Genomic DNA, 15,733 nt, shown 5'->3' with positions numbered 1-15,733 from the left:
CTACACTCCATGATGATGTATCGCCAGTTCATCGGTCTCTTGCAGCCACTGCTTCAGAGCGTTTACGTCTCTTGGAGGCGTACAGTCCCTACGAAGCCTCTCCGGCAATGAATTCCATATATCAAGAACGATCGGCATTTCCAGGCCCATTGCTTGAAGCTGTCCCTCATCGTTGAATACTTCATAGGGTGTGCCTTCCTTCACACACTGCCCCCGATCCATAACAAGGATCCAATCCGCCCATGCATAGGCCAAGTTCATATCATGCGTAGCCATAACAACCGTGATCCCTTGCCCGTGGATTCGATCCAGCTCCCGAATGAGCTGCTGCTCCGAGCGCCGGTCCAAGTAAGCTGTCGGCTCGTCAAGCAGCACGACCTCTGGTTCTAGCACCAGTACCCCTGCGAGCGCCACCCGTTTCTTCTGCCCGAGACTCAGATGATGAATAGGAGTATCGGCCAGCTCCTCCAGCCCCATCGTCATGAGCATCTGTGCGGTTCGTTCCTGCAATTGCTGCTCGGGCACTCCGGCATTGCGCAAGCCGTAAGAGATATCTTCACGCGGCGTAGTAAGGATCAGCTGCTGCTCCGGATCCTGGAATACGAGTCCTACCTGCTGCCGCAACGTTTTTAACGAATGGCGGTCATAGGACAAAGGTTCGCCCCGCCGGAGCATCGTTCCTTCATCCGGACGATGAATGCCGATAGCTTGCAGGAAGAGCGTCGATTTTCCCGATCCGTTATGCCCGCAGATCGCGGTTTTCTTCCCCGTTGGTATGGCTATATTCAGCTGCCGAAGCGCATGCACACTCGTTCCCGGATAGCTGTAAACCACATCTTGCGATTGTATCGCAGGTAACATCGATTCAAGTTGTATGGATTCTCGCTTCATCGTTTCCCCTTCACCCCCATCGAATCCAGCACTCCAATATGACTAATACTGCTACTCCCATACAGGCTTCCACCTTGTACCGCTCAGGAACAGCCTTTTTTACATAAGGAGGCAGCCGGAGCTCGTCTGTAAAGCCTCTCGAAATCAAACCATTCGTGAGTCCTTGGTACCTTTGCATTGTTTTGACAAACAGCCGGGCTATAAGCGTCGCGGTATCACGGATTTTGCCTGCGAAGCCGGACTGGCCGCCCCGCGATTGCTGCGCTGTATACATATCATGAGCCGTATCGGACAGCAAGAATAGGAACCGGTAGGTAATCATCATGATTTCCAGGACCAGAGTCGGCACTCTTAGTACCTTCATGACCTGGAATAGCTCGGACATCGGCGTCGTAAGAATGACGAAAAAGCTTGCTGACACGCAGGCCATAATGCGGATCAGCAGCTGCCCCGCACTCATCAGGCTCGTCAAATTCATATAGATTGTCCAGTGGGATAACGAAAATAATACGATACCGTGAGCCATTTCATGACCGAAATCCATGTTCCGTACTTCTATTATCAAAGCCGGCAAGCTTCCGATGAAAAACAGGCAAGAAGCGCCCAGCATCAAAGCCACCTGCTTGGCGGGAATGGCCGCATAGCCAATAAGCCAAATCAGCATCCACAGGAAAATAAGCAGCTGAATCCACGGATGCGCCACATAAGCAATAAGCAGAAGAAGAGCTGCGAAGCCGCACTTCCACATGGGAGAAACGGCCCGCAGCTTATTGCCATAAGATAAACGATCGATGGTCTTCATCATTGGGACTTCGACTTGGAGGCCCTTCCCTTGAATAAGCCTATCGTGTATCCGATAAAGCCTGCCCCCAATGCGGCTTGCAGCGCGAACAGCATGCTCTCCGTCTCCGGAGGCGGCTCGAGCAGCGACGAGAACCACGGCTCGTAAGCAGGATGCAGTTCCTTGATCATTTCCTCCGCAGCTCCGTCCGCTCCTCCGAATTCGCCGTTGACGAACAATAGAGGAATGGCGGCGAGCAAGATGACGCCCGTCAGCAGCAATATATTTTTAGTCGTTGTTGTCATTGTTCGCGTGCCCCTTTCATTTTGCGCTGCAATACGGACAATTCATTGGAATTGTAAGACTGGAGCCAGTTCCAGATCAGAACGGTCAGCAGTCCTTCACTGATAGCAAGCGGAATTTGAGTAATAGCAAATATACCGCCAAACTTGATAAACGAAGCCGCTATACCGCCTTGTTCCGCCGGAAACGCCAACGACAATTGAACGGATGTCATAACATACGTGGAGAGGTCAGCCATCGCCGCCGCCATAAAGATGGATAGCTTCTGCTTTCCGGTCGCCCCCATCATCCAACGGTACACGGCGTAACCTACCATCGGTCCCGCAACCGCCATGGAAAAAGCGTTGGCGCCGAGCGTCGTCAAACCGCCGTGAGCCAAGAGCAGCGCTTGAAACAGCAGTACTATGGACCCCAGCACACTCATAGGCAGCGGGCCGAACATGACCGCTCCAAGACCGGTACCGGTCGGATGCGAGCTGCTTCCCGTTACCGAAGGCAGCTTCAGAGCGGACAGCACGAACGTGAAGGCACCGGCCAATCCGAGCATCATCTTAAGCTCCGGAGTTTCTTTCGTAATGCGAATCAGCGAGCGAAGCCCCGTAATAAAAAATGGAATAAATAATACCCACCAAAAAATCGCCCACCCTAAAGGAAGAAACCCTTCCATAATGTGCATTGCGTAAGCGGATTGCGGTTCATTGACCGACAAATACAGCACAAAGCCTGCGACCAGGAGCAACGTGCTCACCCATGTTTTCTTGCGTTTCATTTTTATACCCCTCCTACCTTTGTTCAAACAAAAAAACCAATCCGTGTCGGATTGGTCATGGGTACGTGTCAATAGACGACAAACAAAAAAGGCGTTGTCGCTTCATCGTTCGTACACCTCTCCTTTCCTCGAAGGCAATATGGTGCATCACATCAGGTAGGTCTCCTGGCTCACGGATCGATGTATTCTTTCGCCTTCCCCAAATTGCGTGGCAGCTCGAGTGACGTATTGAAAGAAACTCCCCGTATACAGTGGCGGGACCGCTCGGGATTTGCACCCGATTCCCTGTTACCCTTTGTCTTCACAAAGGCACCTGACGTTTTCGTATGTAGTTGTATTGAAGCCGAATAATCCATATTCGTCGCTGAGACTCAAATTCCTTCTTTATCCGAAAAAATTCCGATCAATCCTGTTCCGGCTGGAGCAGCTCTATAAGCTCCTCTAAATCCGTCGTAGGCGATTGGCAGGCGAAATCTCTACACACATATGCCGTTGCCCGTCCGCCTATGGCTCTTTTATCCTGAACCAGCGGAATCAGCCGCCCGACTTCTTCGCCTTCGGCACCATCGGGCACGAATACGGTAATAGCGTTGGGGCGAAAACCGCTTCTCACTTCCTCGAGCATTTCGGCAATCTCATCCGACCCTTTGCGGCCAGCTATAACGATTTCGCTTGTCGGGCCGTAGGCAAAATCCAAGGCGATCAGAAACATCGAGTGGCCTGCCGGATAGCGCTCAATAGAGCCTGCGAACGCCTCCAGCTGCGTATCGGCAATCCGCGACAGCTTGGCATCGTATGTCAGCTTGGACAGCTTCAATAAGTTCATAGCGGCAACCGAGTTGCCTGAAGGCAATGCACCGTCATAAATTTCCTTATTTCTGGAGATAAGCTGCTCGCCGTCATTCCCGTAGAAATACAGCCCTCCCCGCTCCTCATCCCAAAACAGGTCGATCATCTGGGCGTTCAGTTCAACAGCCAGCTTCAAATAACGGATGTCGAAGGCCGCTTCGTACAGCTCGATCAGCCCCCATACCAGAAAAGCATAGTCATCCACATAACCTGGATACGCCGCTTCTCCATCGCGATAACGGGCTAGCAAGCGTCCGTCTTCTCTTCGCAAGTTGATCGTAATAAATTGGGCCGCTTTGGCGGCAGCCTGCAAATACGATTCGTTGCCCAGAGCCTTGGATGCTTTCGCCAATGCCATAATCATCAGACCGTTCCATGAGGTCAATATTTTATCATCCTTGCCTGGATGAATCCGTTTCTCTCGTGCAGCGAACAGCTGCTGCCTGCAGCGCTCGACACGCTCCTTTAGCTCGTGGAGCGCTAATCCTTTGCGGCTCGCCGCCGTCTCCAAATCCTGATGGATCAAGTTAGGGATGCCGCGTCCTTCAAAATTGCCAGTATCGGTAATATCGAATAAATCGCAGTACCATTCCCCGTCCTCATCCCCCAAAGCTTCAACGATTTCCTTCGGGGACCAGACATAAAACTTGCCTTCCTCGCCTTCGGAATCGGCATCCTCCGCCGAATAAAAGCCCCCATCCGAATCGGTCATATCCTGCAGCACATAAGCGAAAATCTGCTCCGCCACTTCGGCATATTTCTTTTTGCCGGTCAATTGGTAAGCTTCGATGTAAGTCCACGCGAGCAGCGCATTATCGTACAGCATTTTCTCGAAATGCGGCACAAGCCACTTCTCATCCACCGAGTATCGGGAGAAGCCGTATCCGACATGATCATACATGCCGCCGCGATGCATGGAATCCAATGTTTTCTCCACCATCTGCAGTGCCTTCTCGTTTCCCGACCTTTGATAATACCGCATCAGGAAGGAGAGATTGTGCGAGGTCGGAAATTTGGGCTTGTTCCCGAATCCGCCGTATTCCGGATCGAACCTTTGCTCATAAATCTCAAATGCTTGATCCAGCGTCTCGGCGGAGATAGACCCATTGAGATTGGCCAGCATGCTTTTTTCCACTTCCTGTACGATCTGCTCGCCAGTCTCGAGCACCTTGTCCGGATTGTTTCTCCACAAGCTGCCAAGCTGTGTCAACAAATCCATTAAGCCATGACGGCCATATCGTTTGTGCTTCGGAAAATACGTCCCGGCAAAAAACGGTTTTTTGTCCGGAGTCATGACGATCGTAAGCGGCCATCCCCCTTGTCCGGTCAGAGCTTGACATACAGTCATGTAAATGTGGTCGACATCCGGCCGTTCCTCCCGGTCGACCTTGATCGATATGTAGTCCCGATTCAGCAGCCCGGCTACTTCTTCGTCCTCGAAGGACTCTCTTTCCATGACGTGACACCAATGGCAGGTGGAGTAGCCGATAGATAGGAAGATAGGCTTGTTATCGCGTTTGGCTATGTCAAATGCCTCTTCGGACCAAGGGAACCAATCGACCGGGTTGTAGGCGTGCTGGAGCAGGTAGGGAGACTTTTCGTTGGCTAATCTGTTGGTGGTGTTGTGTGTGGTTATAGGAATCACCTCTTTGGCAGCTGGATTTTATGTATCGAGTTTAACATAATCAGCTAAAAGGAAAAACCCATGCAATAAAGGCACAGGTTTAGCATCCTGTATAGGTTTGATTACCGCTGCTTCTTCTATAGCCTGTCTATGGTTGATGAACAAGTAAATGGCTAGCTTTACGAATACGCTAAATATCCAAATGAACATAATCCAGACATCCATGTTTTGAATAAATCCTAAATAATTTATAAATCGGACCATACTAAATTACGGAAAGATTAAGGTGGATCCGATATTGGTTCCGAACGTCGCAATAACCCAGACTGCCGTAATGACGCCAATCAAGGATTGTGTCAGTCGATCAAAATCACGGCTAATCATACAAGTCGAAATAATCTGTTCCAATTTATTCGAGTCTGTCAGCTCTTCTATATAAACGAATAGAATCTCAATTTGATCCGTAAGTTTTAACGATCTAAATACGATATCAGCACAATTATGAAAAATATGTCGTAACGTATCGTAGTTGACCTTAACATTTTCGTTCACATCCGCTGGAATGCTTAGCTCCATGTCACTTACTCCCCCTTTCCATAATTTTGGTATTATTTTGTGTGCTTTACTGCTGCTTATTCCAATAAAAGTAAACCATCCTGTTACAAAAAAGTGCCTCTTAGCGAAAGCTAAGAGGCGGTCAAACTCCAAGTCTATGTAATTTAGTAACCGGATTTATTTACCAAATCGTTGTTGCGTATATCTAATTACTTCCTTCACATAATACAGTTACACCAATAAAAAAGGAGTGATTACCAATGGCAAACAACAATTCTTTAGTAGTACAACAAGCTCAGTCAGCATTGAATCAACTGAAGTATGAAGTAGCCCAAGAATTAGGTATTCAGCTATCTCCAACTGGTTACAACGGCAACCTCGCAACACGCGATGCAGGTGCAATTGGTGGAAACATTACTCGTCGCCTAGTCCAAATTGCTGAACAGCAGCTTTCGGGTTACAAACGATAATGCTTTAATGAATTCAGCCATACAGCCCCTTACCACTTTCTAGTCCTCCTTAAGTGGCAAAGGGGCTGTTTTTCATGGAATCTCGAAGCCGATACATAAGATCGGCTTTTTTTCGTTTATCGGATTCGTACCCTAAATCACAAAAAAACATAAATTTGTTCCATAATGTTAGGTAGAATCTCAAAATATCCATCCATTATAATGTAATTGCAGTGCAGGCTGTTAATTTCCGGAGCAGAGTCGGCTGTCTGCAACGTTCTTTTAAACTAAAGGGAGGCCATTAAAAAGTTCGTTAAATGAAAGCGCTTCACTAAAAGTATGTCTATTTTTAGGTTCACAAGGAGGACAATCGAATGAGTGTAAGCAAAGCAGCAGCGGGATTATCCATACTCGCCGTATTCACAGCACTGACCGGCTGCGGAGGAGTCCAAACGGACGCCGGCTCTGGCTCTGGCACAGGCGGCACCTCTTCCGGCAACAATGCACCCGTTAATGCACCGGTTATCGATGCGAGCCCCATAACCTTAAAAGTATACCTGTCGAACAGCTCGCTAACAGCACAAGACTTGAACACGCTGATCGCGGAACCGCTGCAGAAGAAATTTCCGCAAATTTCTGTTGAAGCAATTATGCCGGGCAAAGGAACAACGATTGCCGAGCTGGTTGTGGCCGGACAGCCGCCGGACATCATCTATACGAACAATCTCGACTTCGGCACGTACAAGACGCTGGATTTGCTCGAAGATATTACTCCGCTGATGAAGAAGCACCAAGTGGATCTGGATCGCTTCGATCCGGAATTGCTCGCCAGCGCCAAATCGGATAAAGGCGAATTGTACGGCTTGCCTTTCTTCGCCCATTTCAGCGCGCTTTATTACAACAAGAACATTTTCGACAAGTTCGGAGTCCCTTACCCGAAGAACGGCATGACATGGGAGGATACGATCGAGCTCGCCAAAAAAGTGTCGCGCCTGGACAACGGAGTGGAATATAGAGGGCTAGATCCCGATACGATCGCCCGTATGGCGATGCCTCTCGGGCTCACCTTTGTCGATGCCAAGACGAACCGCGCTTCGGTCAATACGGACGGATGGCGTACAGTCTTTACTTTAGGCAAAGAAATTTGGAACATCCCTCACAACCGGCCGGAGAAGCTGAACTCCTTCCAAGCCCGCAACTGGTTTATGAAAGACCAGACCATCGCCATGCTTCCGTATAACAATCTGCTTAATATCGGTCTCGAGGAAGCTACCAAGCTTGGGCTGAACTGGGATTTGGTCCAATATCCGAGCTACAAGGAGAAGCCGAATTTGTACAACCATGTTGACTCGCAAAATTTTGTCATTGCCAAAACGAGTAAATATAAAGACCAAGCGGCTCAACTGTTAAGCATCATGTCATCGGATGAGGTGCAAATGAAGAGCGCAAGGGCGACCGCGCGGTTATCCTCTCTGAAAAATCCCGAGATGAAGAAGGCTCTCGGAGCGGATATGCCTTTTCTCCAAGGAAAAAATTTGCAGTCCATTTTCAAAAGCTCCTCTCCCCCCGCGCCTGAATATTCGCAGTTCAATACGTCTGTAAGAGATCTTGTGTTCAAAAGCTTCGAGGAATATATGAACGGCAAAGACCTCAACACCGCTCTGCGGGAAGCGGAAGCCAACGTAAACAAGCGATTGGATGCAAACGCGAAGAAATAACGAGCTGCTGCAAGGTGCCGTTGCCGGTCAAGTTCGCGGGTAAACCATATTTGCCAATTCGAAGGGAGCTATTGTCATGACACGAGCAAGGCTGAGCCAATCCGCACATTATTTGCGCTTATGTCTTTTACTCTGTTTAGTGCTGCAAATGTTCGGGTTCCTCCCCGCTGCGCAGGCGGAAGAATCCGGAGAACCGGTTGCCCCGCTGCCGTCCGTCAGCGTAACGTTCGATGTGTACTCGAACATCTCCGAGGCGAATCTGGATGTCGGCGGCACATTGAGCCTGTCCAACCTCAGCTTGGATTCCGCTGTATACCATGGCGATGCCGGGAAAAGCGTAAAAATTAGCGGACGCAAGCAAATGTACAGCCGGCTGAAAATACCGCATGCATTTGACGGTCTCCATATGCAAGCAGGCAAACAGTACAACATTTCTATGTGGGCCAAAGTCGACACAAGCAGCAGCGTGCAGAGCGGCTACTTCTTTCTGTCCGTCGTAACCTATCCAGGGGCCAAGCAGCCGACGGACCCGAATTATTATTTCGATACAGCCAACTACAAATTTCTGGTCGGCCAGGACGGCTGGACGAAGCTGACGCTGCCGTACGCAGCTTCCGATCGCCCGGTATACGGCATTGCCGTCGAGCAGATTGCCTCCGGCAGCTTAACCCAAGTCGTGCCGGTGTTCAACATCGACGATGTGGAGGTCACGGAAGTCCCCCCTCCGACTTCGAAGCGTATTACATACGATAGTGCGACCAGCATACAAAACGCCAATATCGGTGTCGGAGGCGCGCAAGCGCTCTGGAATTTATCTTTGGACAACACGGTCGTGCACGGCGTATATGGCGGCAAAAGCGTTCACATTGTCGGGCGCACGGAACTGTATAACCGGGTCAAAATGAATGATGCGTTTACAGGGCTCGATACGACCCCCGGCACTCAGTACAACGTGTCCCTCTATGCGAGGGTAGACTCTACCAGTCCCGTCAAAGCCGGCTACTTTTTCTTGTCTGTCATCGATATCGACGGCACTATAACGAGCACGGCGTATTATAGCGATAAAGCCAACTACAGGGCGCTCGTTACAGACCAGAACTGGGTGCAAATTACACTGCCGTATACGATCGGCTACGACCCGGTCTACGGCATCGCTATCGAGCAGATGTCGATGCCGGGCTATGCGGACGTTGTCGGCAAGCTGTATATCGACGATGTGGAAGTGGTGAAGACCGGTACGACGACGGAAATCCCCCCTTCCCGAATTCCACCGAAAACGATGCAGGCCGTTGTAGACGGCAAGCAAGTCGTCTACCTGAACGGAAAGCCGGAGACGGTAGACGGCGTTCCGTTCGTGCCGCTTTCCAAAACCTTCTCCGTGCTGCGGGCCAATGTGACGTGGAATGAGCAGACACAGACTGCTGTGGCAGAGAAGGACGGCAGAACGAGCCAGATTACAACCGGCCAATCGTCTGCGGTTGTGAACGGCGCGAGTGTGGCGCTTGCCGCTCCCGCGTATATGAAGGACGGCGTATTGATGGTGCCTGCGCAATATATTGCCGATGCCTTGGAAGCGACCGTCTCGTGGAATGCGGATGACAAGATCGTATCGATCGTCTCCAAGAAAGTGAACGTCATTCAGGTGAACAAAAATGCGGTGCAGCAGGAAATATGGGGCTTCGGCGCCTCGGCCAACGACCCGGTCAACGAACTTATGGGCATGAACGCAGCAGCGCAGCAAACGCTTCTCGATACCTTCTTCGGTATGCAAAACGACGGAGCTGGACTCAATATCATCCGGTTGGAAGTCAATCCTTTTACGAAAAGCGATCCAAATGTAAGAAATGCCCTGCAGGCTTCGATTCACCCTGCGCCTGGCGTATGGGACTTTAATACGGACGCTCATCAAAGATGGTTTGCCGATCAAGCGATCAGCCGCAACCCTGCTATGCGGTTCGCAGGGTCGGTTTGGAGCCCGCCCGCCTGGATGAAGGATAACGAGTCTGCGATGTACGGCGGCCATCTGAAGCCGGAGTACTATGACGATTTTGCCGAATACTTGCTGACTTGGGCTAAGAAGTACAAGGAAGACTACGGATATGACGTCGACTGGCTTAGCATCCAGAACGAACCTGAAGCGGCCATGGATTATGCATCGGCAGTTTATACCGGTTCGGAGCTAAGCAGTGTTGTATCCGCCGTATACGACGCGTTCAAGCAAGACGGTATCGTTGTCCAGCTCGGAGCGCCTGAGGGCGGACACCTCGGTTCATCGTCTAAGCTGCTCGGTCAGATGGACCCTGCATCTGTAGAGAAGCTCGACTATATCGGAACTCACTTCTATAGGTGGGAAACTTACGACACTTACAATTACGATTTGCGCAGCAATAACAAGCCGCTCTTTATGATGGAATACAGCATGCCGGAGCCTAACGACACCTCGATTACGGGAGGCTTGGCGGTTGCCGATCAAATCAATGCCGCGCTGGAACAAGGCTACAGCTCCTACTTGTATTGGCTGTTTGTGACAAGACCCGCCAACTCGACCTCTGTTCTGCGAGAAGGACTCGTCAACTTGAATGCGGACGGCACGTATACGATCAACAAGAGGCTGTACACGATGGGACAGTTCAGCCGCTTTATTCGGCCCGGCGATCGTAAGGTGCAAGCAGTTAGCGGCAACAGCTCCATTACCGTGAGTGCTGCCAAAAACACGGATTCGAACAAAGCGGCGCTTGTGGCGGCTAACAGCTCTTCTGAGCCCGTAACCGTGACCATTAACGGATTAACCGCAGCATCGGTCGCCGTATACCGGACGAGCGGAACGGAAAATATTGCATCGGTCGGAAATTTCGCCACGGATGGCGAAAGCTTCACCCTTACGCTTGCGCCGCTAAGCGTGACGACATTCGTCGAATAAGCTTATGCCTGCAACATTCCGGACCGATACGGTTCCGGATGGACACAAGAAGGAGACTGCCGTTGGGGCAGCCTCCTTCTCTTTTATCTCCACGCTCTAATCTTTACTGCTAGAGCGACCCTAACCTTAAGCAGCATGCTGCATAAGCAATACTAGTCTTGATGGAGGTAACGCTTGCGGAAATCCATCGGCGTAACCCCACTCTTCTCCTTAAACACTTTGTCAAAATAATTGATGTTGCAAAATCCGCACAGCTCTGCGATTTCCGTAATCGACTTTTCCTCATCCAGCAGCAGCCGTTTGGCGTGATCGATGCGCAGCTGTATCAAATATTGAACCGGCGGCATGCCGAACACTTTTTTGAACTGGCTGGAGAAATAATACAAGTTCATGTTCACTTTTTCGCAAACGGTTTCCATGTACACTCTGTCTGGCAGATGCTCTTCCATATAATCGATGGCCGGCTTCAGCCGCATGTAGTGATTCGCGTACAGTCGCGGAGGACTGCTGTTCAAGTCCTGCTCATACAAACGCAGCAGCGGTACGATGATCCGGTATACGCTGGAAAGGATGCTGTATTCATGCCCTGCCTTTGCCCGAGAGTATTCCTCGTAAGCTTTGTCTATCTCCTGACTCAGTTCGTTCCAAAGCGGGTGGGTTCGCACATATTGATTCGCCACTTTGTCCGATCTGAAGAACAGGGAGAGCAGATGCCTCATTTCCAAATTTTCCTGCGAATACAGCAGCGTCTTGTCAAACACCATCCCTTTAATGGCGCCTTCCGTTCCCGGAAACGATGTGACCGAGTGAATTTGGCGGCTGTTAATGAAATAAATGTCGCCGGTTTGCGCGTCAAAGCTGTGATGATCGATTTGGAAACGGACCGGCCCTTGTAAAATTTTCACAAACTCCAAGTGATCATGCCAATGGGAAGAAACTAGCAAATGACGGCCCTGCTGAATGCTCATTTTAAAAGGGAAGCGCTTACTTTCAAAAGACTCAACCTTCTTGTTTGCCGCAGCAAGCATCGGCCGACCTCCTCTCCAAGCGTACGCGATTACATCCACACCTATTTTATTATACCATGATTCGGTTGGCTGACCATGCCGTTTCCGCGGTATGACCGTATAATGGCGATCATTTCGATTATTAAAAAGAGAGGTTACTTATCATGAATAATACTCCTTTTACTGCAAATAATACGGTTCAGTAATGAAATGGAGGATAACTGATGAAACATATTATCACTAAGCAGGTTGCAGAAGAAGCAGGAATAACGGAACCTCAAGCAGAGAAAGCGGTTGATGCTTTAGTAGGATATTTCAAAACGAGGCTCCCTGTCGATACTAACAATGAGATAGAAAGCCTTATAACAGGCGAAGATAAGCTTGATTAACTCTCTGACTAGAGAGTTTTTTCATTCAAACCATTCAATTTAGACGATAACATCGGAGGTACACAATGGAGAACAATCAGAATAAAGACACGGACAATCTGGATCGGGCTGTAGAAACATCCGATTTGCTAGGTGTTCCTGAAGGGGCAAAAGATTTTGTCGATATCATTGGCGATGAGAACATCGATGCATACGGTAATCCGGCTTCTAACTTTGAACGATAGACGTTCAATCCAAAGGAGTGTTACCCATGTCCGATCTAAGAAATAAAAATGATTCGGAAAGCTCGGCAAGCAATATGGAAGCCGAAGATCTTGAGCTTTCATCCGAAATTATGAAGCAATACAATGAGCACTTGAACGATGCCGAATATACAGCACCCGAAACTTGCCGAGCCGGACTCGACGAGTAAACCAAAGAACCACCTTTTAGGTGGTTTTTTGCTTGGCATTTTTAGTATCTTCAAAGCTTGCAGCCGTCAAAAGCAAACCTTGTATCGAAGCTCAAACATTCAGCAAATGTTCAGTCCGTTCTCATGTGTGTTTCAGCTTTCCGTGTGACAATACGGAACAGAAACAGTGATCAGATGGGAGACCGGAATTATGACAAAAAAGAAATCGTATGTGAAGCTTACCCTTGATGCTGCTATGGGAATTACCTTTGCTCTGTTATTTAATAAAATGGTTATGGGCGGCCTTGCTTTTCACGAAATAGCCGGAACAGCCATCGGTTTTGCCATTCTTACTCACATTTTATTAAATGTACCGTTTGTTAAGAAAATTACGTTTAGACTTTTGGACAAAAGCCTGCCTGGTAAAACACGTTTGAGCTACGGGCTGAATGTGCTGCTGCTTATTTCCATGACCTTTGTGATCGTAAGCGGGCTCTTGATTTCCAGAGTTCTTCTACCGGAATTCCGATACGGGAACGAAAATTGGTTCAAGCTCTCCCATATGGGCGTCTCATACCTCACCCTTACTTTAATTGGTATTCATATCGGGCTCCACTGGCATTGGGTTATGAAGGTAACACAACGTCTACTGAACTTGAAGCTTTCTATGGCACGTACCCGCATTCTTATGACGTGTGCGGCAGTGATCGTTTTGCTATTCGGAGCGTACCAAACATACTCGACCCATTTTATTTCCAAGCTTGAGATGATGGAAGTTGTGTTCACCGGCTCATCCGCACCAACGGGACAAGGCGGTATGCATCGTACGGAATCCGGCAGCAGCCTGCGTGCCGAAAGTGGTAGGCCTGAAGGGATGAAGCAAGGCGACAATCCAGAACGCCGTACGATGAAGCCTGCAGAGGGCGCTAGCGGCGGAGGAGCTCCGGGCGGAGGCCGAATAAGTCCGAATTTCGTCAGTGTTATTGCAACTTATTTTGGAATTATGGCGGTATTTGCAGGACTTACTTATTATATGGATAAATGGGCGGGAAGAAAAAAGAGAATTTCCGTCGCATGAGAAAAGAAACTCCAATCCTGAAAAGGGTTAGAGTTTCTTTTTAAATTATATGTGGCGTGCTCGCTATTGCATTCCGGATACTTCCTGCCGTTTTGGGCTGCTTTCGCGCAAAAGTGGAGTCAATAGCAAGACGCCTATGATCAACAAGGCTCCGCTCGCGGCGTATACAGCGAATAAAGAGAATAGATCTTTTAGATATCCCGATACGGACATCCCTATAACCATCATCCCCATGAAAACAGGAGTGATCGCTCCACCGACGCGTCCCATAAATTCAGCTTTTGTATTTCTCACAATAAGTGCCTGAATTCCGCCTTGAACGCATGGATAAAATAATCCGCTGACCACTTGAAGCGTAACGCTCAGCACAACCGATGTGGAGGCGCCCACGATAACGGTACATATGGCGCTAACTAGTAAGCCTGTTGCAAGCAAAACCTGCGGGCGAACCTTTTTGGTCATTCCCATCAACGCAATCCCGCCTATTAGCATCGCCGCGCCATTAGCCATAAGCAGCCACTGTATAAACTGTTTGTCTTGTCCTAACTGCTCCATGGTAATGAATATCAGCAGCGGTTGAATCATTCCCGAAGCCAGGCCGGTAGCGGCAAAGGTAGCGCTCAACGTTCTTAACGAGCGGTTCGCCCACATATATTGAATTCCAGCCTTCATCTCCGACAAAAAACTCCCGCTGTTTTGAAGCTTCCCTTCCTCCGCGTCACGAGGCAGTAACGATAGTATAACGGCCGACAGCATGAAAAATACTAACGTCAGAACAAGGGAAACGGTAATACCAAACTGCACGAAGATAAACGTACCGACAACGGGACCTATAATGGTGAATATAGCTACCAAGGATTGGGAAAAGGCCATTACGCTCTGCAATTGCTCGTTCGGCACATGCTTCTTATACAGCTTCATCGCAGAGGGCTGAGAAAATTGGGATAAGCTCGCCGAGACCAGCGTTCCTAACAAAAGCCCGACCCAATGCCCCATGACAAGGGCAATGATTACCGCCACAACGGAAACGGCGGATAACAGATCACTCCAAACCATCGTTCGCTTGGGCTTCCATCGATCCGCAAACGTTCCGCCGATAATAGCGAACAGAAATATAGGCCCAAATTCAACAACGGAAATTAGCGATACATAATGCGGATCATTGTTGGTTATTTCCGTTACATATAACAGGACGGCAAAGTTACGTATCCATATCCCAAGCTGCAAAAACACCCGGGACAAAATAATCGTTCGAACATATCGATTCGTAAACATGTTAATACCCCATATCTTTAAGAATTCGGGAAAGCGCCCGCAGACGTTCTCCCATCAGCTCATCATTGTCGCTCAACGCTTGGTTGAACCGTTTGATATCTTCCTTAATATTGTCGTTCTCGGTGCAGACGGCTACCGTCATAGCGTCTCCTTGCAAGCCTATCCGGTCAACAACCGGATTCTCCGGGTCATACAAGTCTTGGTACCTATACGACTCGCGAAAATGAAGCATGCTCCTGCATACAAGAAGCGTAAGATCAAGCACCCGGTGAAGCGGTAACTCCTCCGATTGTCCGGCCCCCTTCTCTTCTGTATACCTCCAAACTTGAGCGGATACATCGACTTTCTCTCTATCGTTCCACTGGGTTAACCCAAGAGACAATCCCTTAGCATCCGAATGGTTCGCACTTCGCCCATCAACTCTTTCGTAATTCTCGGAAACAATAACGGGTTTATGCATTAGCGAAGTTGGTATTTTCATTTCTTTGATCTCCTTCCGATATTAACTTTTACTAATTTACTAATTTACTAAATTACTGACTCGCAACCACATCATATCCCATCACATTTTTTAAGTCAATACACAAATACGGATTGTAGCAATTTTACAAATGATTTTTAGGCCAAAAAAATAACCCGTATCCTATGGACACGGGCTGATCTTTCTTTTTTTATGGTAAAATGATGAATGTTTTCCTGCCTACCGAAGAGCTGCAAAAACCACAGCACCGACA

16 protein-coding genes and 1 riboswitch are annotated in these 15,733 nt (G+C 48.9%); of the genes, 7 read left to right on the top strand and 9 right to left on the bottom strand.

Features of this window, described 5'->3' with window-relative positions:
- The 6 genes from ACFQ88_RS01195 to ACFQ88_RS01170 all read right to left on the bottom strand — a co-directional run bounded on the left by ACFQ88_RS01195 (window position 1) and on the right by ACFQ88_RS01170 (window position 5,793).
- On the bottom strand, window positions 1–891 hold the full coding sequence (locus tag ACFQ88_RS01195) for an energy-coupling factor ABC transporter ATP-binding protein (protein ID WP_239634511.1): 891 nt from the start codon (window positions 889–891) through the stop codon (window positions 1–3).
- Between the two features lie 10 nt (window positions 892–901).
- A complete protein-coding gene (gene cbiQ / locus ACFQ88_RS01190) occupies window positions 902–1,693 on the bottom strand; it encodes a cobalt ECF transporter T component CbiQ (protein WP_379451365.1) in 792 nt (263 codons plus the stop codon).
- Entirely contained in the window at window positions 1,693–1,977 is a 285-nt protein-coding gene (locus ACFQ88_RS01185; protein WP_379451364.1) for an energy-coupling factor ABC transporter substrate-binding protein, read from the bottom strand. The genes cbiQ and ACFQ88_RS01185 overlap by 1 nt, the downstream gene beginning before the upstream one ends.
- Window positions 1,974–2,744, bottom strand: a complete 771-nt coding sequence (locus ACFQ88_RS01180; RefSeq protein WP_379451363.1) for an energy-coupling factor ABC transporter permease — start codon at window positions 2,742–2,744, stop codon at window positions 1,974–1,976. The genes ACFQ88_RS01185 and ACFQ88_RS01180 overlap by 4 nt, the downstream gene beginning before the upstream one ends.
- A 138-nt stretch (window positions 2,745–2,882) precedes the next feature.
- Window positions 2,883–3,076: riboswitch (cobalamin riboswitch) on the bottom strand.
- A gap of 71 nt (window positions 3,077–3,147) precedes the next feature.
- Complete coding sequence (locus ACFQ88_RS01175) at window positions 3,148–5,229, bottom strand: thioredoxin domain-containing protein (RefSeq protein WP_379453522.1); 2,082 nt, start codon at window positions 5,227–5,229, stop codon at window positions 3,148–3,150.
- A gap of 258 nt (window positions 5,230–5,487) precedes the next feature.
- Window positions 5,488–5,793, bottom strand: a complete 306-nt coding sequence (locus ACFQ88_RS01170; protein ID WP_379451362.1) for a hypothetical protein — start codon at window positions 5,791–5,793, stop codon at window positions 5,488–5,490.
- Window positions 5,794–6,032: 239 nt separating this feature from the next.
- Here ACFQ88_RS01170 and ACFQ88_RS01165 point away from each other — a divergent pair, with 239 nt between their 5' ends.
- The 3 genes from ACFQ88_RS01165 (at window position 6,033) to ACFQ88_RS01155 (ending at window position 10,859) form a co-directional block, all read left to right on the top strand.
- Window positions 6,033–6,242 (top strand): alpha/beta-type small acid-soluble spore protein, encoded by a 210-nt coding sequence (locus tag ACFQ88_RS01165; protein WP_239634506.1) that lies wholly within the window; start codon window positions 6,033–6,035, stop codon window positions 6,240–6,242.
- Between the two features lie 353 nt (window positions 6,243–6,595).
- Window positions 6,596–7,939 carry an ABC transporter substrate-binding protein gene (locus ACFQ88_RS01160; protein WP_379451361.1) on the top strand — a complete coding sequence of 448 codons (1,344 nt, stop codon included), beginning with the start codon at window positions 6,596–6,598 and terminating at the stop codon, window positions 7,937–7,939.
- Window positions 7,940–8,015: 76 nt separating this feature from the next.
- Window positions 8,016–10,859: a stalk domain-containing protein gene (locus ACFQ88_RS01155; protein WP_379451360.1), complete on the top strand. Its 2,844-nt coding sequence runs from the start codon at window positions 8,016–8,018 to the stop codon at window positions 10,857–10,859.
- 152 nt (window positions 10,860–11,011) lie between these two features.
- On the opposite strand, the gene ACFQ88_RS01150 is transcribed toward ACFQ88_RS01155, so the two are convergent.
- Window positions 11,012–11,887, bottom strand: a complete 876-nt coding sequence (locus tag ACFQ88_RS01150) for an AraC family transcriptional regulator (RefSeq protein WP_379451359.1) — start codon at window positions 11,885–11,887, stop codon at window positions 11,012–11,014.
- 203 nt (window positions 11,888–12,090) lie between these two features.
- On the opposite strand from ACFQ88_RS01150, the gene ACFQ88_RS01145 reads away from it, so the two are divergent.
- The 4 genes from ACFQ88_RS01145 to ACFQ88_RS01130 all read left to right on the top strand — a co-directional run bounded on the left by ACFQ88_RS01145 (window position 12,091) and on the right by ACFQ88_RS01130 (window position 13,724).
- Window positions 12,091–12,255, top strand: coding sequence for a hypothetical protein (locus tag ACFQ88_RS01145; protein ID WP_239634502.1), 165 nt, complete (start codon window positions 12,091–12,093; stop codon window positions 12,253–12,255).
- A 65-nt stretch (window positions 12,256–12,320) separates the two neighbouring features.
- Window positions 12,321–12,479 carry a hypothetical protein gene (locus ACFQ88_RS01140; RefSeq protein ID WP_379451358.1) on the top strand — a complete coding sequence of 53 codons (159 nt, stop codon included), beginning with the start codon at window positions 12,321–12,323 and terminating at the stop codon, window positions 12,477–12,479.
- A 26-nt stretch (window positions 12,480–12,505) separates the two neighbouring features.
- A complete protein-coding gene (locus ACFQ88_RS01135; RefSeq protein WP_239634500.1) occupies window positions 12,506–12,667 on the top strand; it encodes a hypothetical protein in 162 nt (53 codons plus the stop codon).
- Between the two features lie 190 nt (window positions 12,668–12,857).
- The gene (locus tag ACFQ88_RS01130) at window positions 12,858–13,724 is read left to right on the top strand and encodes a DUF4405 domain-containing protein (RefSeq protein ID WP_379451357.1); all 867 of its coding nucleotides are present in this window, start codon (window positions 12,858–12,860) and stop codon (window positions 13,722–13,724) included.
- A gap of 63 nt (window positions 13,725–13,787) precedes the next feature.
- Here the strand turns inward: ACFQ88_RS01130 and ACFQ88_RS01125 are convergent, their stop codons facing one another.
- On the bottom strand, window positions 13,788–14,999 hold the full coding sequence (locus ACFQ88_RS01125) for an MFS transporter (protein ID WP_379451356.1): 1,212 nt from the start codon (window positions 14,997–14,999) through the stop codon (window positions 13,788–13,790).
- Between the two features lies 1 nt (window position 15,000).
- A complete protein-coding gene (locus tag ACFQ88_RS01120) occupies window positions 15,001–15,480 on the bottom strand; it encodes a DUF6530 family protein (RefSeq protein WP_379451355.1) in 480 nt (159 codons plus the stop codon).
- Window positions 15,481–15,733: the final 253 nt, after the last annotated feature.

Origin of the sequence: Paenibacillus sp. NPDC056579 (assembly GCF_042793215.1) — a bacterium.
In the GTDB taxonomy this organism is placed as follows: Bacteria; Bacillota; Bacilli; order Paenibacillales; family NBRC-103111; genus Paenibacillus_S.
The sequence above is the reverse complement of the archived record's forward strand: the minus strand, read 5'-3'. Positions and strand labels throughout refer to the sequence as shown.

What these genes read in the sequence shown, in the direction of transcription:
- ACFQ88_RS01195 (WP_239634511.1), bottom strand. Translation starts at nt 891, where the DNA reads ATGAAGCGAGAATCCATACAACTTGAATCGATGTTACCTGCGATACAA.
- cbiQ (WP_379451365.1), bottom strand. Translation starts at nt 1,693, where the DNA reads ATGAAGACCATCGATCGTTTATCTTATGGCAATAAGCTGCGGGCCGTT.
- ACFQ88_RS01185 (WP_379451364.1), bottom strand. Translation starts at nt 1,977, where the DNA reads ATGACAACAACGACTAAAAATATATTGCTGCTGACGGGCGTCATCTTG.
- ACFQ88_RS01180 (WP_379451363.1), bottom strand. Translation starts at nt 2,744, where the DNA reads ATGAAACGCAAGAAAACATGGGTGAGCACGTTGCTCCTGGTCGCAGGC.
- ACFQ88_RS01170 (WP_379451362.1), bottom strand. Translation starts at nt 5,793, where the DNA reads ATGGAGCTAAGCATTCCAGCGGATGTGAACGAAAATGTTAAGGTCAAC.
- ACFQ88_RS01165 (WP_239634506.1), top strand. Translation starts at nt 6,033, where the DNA reads ATGGCAAACAACAATTCTTTAGTAGTACAACAAGCTCAGTCAGCATTG.
- ACFQ88_RS01160 (WP_379451361.1), top strand. Translation starts at nt 6,596, where the DNA reads ATGAGTGTAAGCAAAGCAGCAGCGGGATTATCCATACTCGCCGTATTC.
- ACFQ88_RS01155 (WP_379451360.1), top strand. Translation starts at nt 8,016, where the DNA reads ATGACACGAGCAAGGCTGAGCCAATCCGCACATTATTTGCGCTTATGT.
- ACFQ88_RS01150 (WP_379451359.1), bottom strand. Translation starts at nt 11,887, where the DNA reads ATGCTTGCTGCGGCAAACAAGAAGGTTGAGTCTTTTGAAAGTAAGCGC.
- ACFQ88_RS01145 (WP_239634502.1), top strand. Translation starts at nt 12,091, where the DNA reads ATGAAACATATTATCACTAAGCAGGTTGCAGAAGAAGCAGGAATAACG.
- ACFQ88_RS01140 (WP_379451358.1), top strand. Translation starts at nt 12,321, where the DNA reads ATGGAGAACAATCAGAATAAAGACACGGACAATCTGGATCGGGCTGTA.
- ACFQ88_RS01135 (WP_239634500.1), top strand. Translation starts at nt 12,506, where the DNA reads ATGTCCGATCTAAGAAATAAAAATGATTCGGAAAGCTCGGCAAGCAAT.
- ACFQ88_RS01130 (WP_379451357.1), top strand. Translation starts at nt 12,858, where the DNA reads ATGACAAAAAAGAAATCGTATGTGAAGCTTACCCTTGATGCTGCTATG.
- ACFQ88_RS01125 (WP_379451356.1), bottom strand. Translation starts at nt 14,999, where the DNA reads ATGTTTACGAATCGATATGTTCGAACGATTATTTTGTCCCGGGTGTTT.
- ACFQ88_RS01120 (WP_379451355.1), bottom strand. Translation starts at nt 15,480, where the DNA reads ATGAAAATACCAACTTCGCTAATGCATAAACCCGTTATTGTTTCCGAG.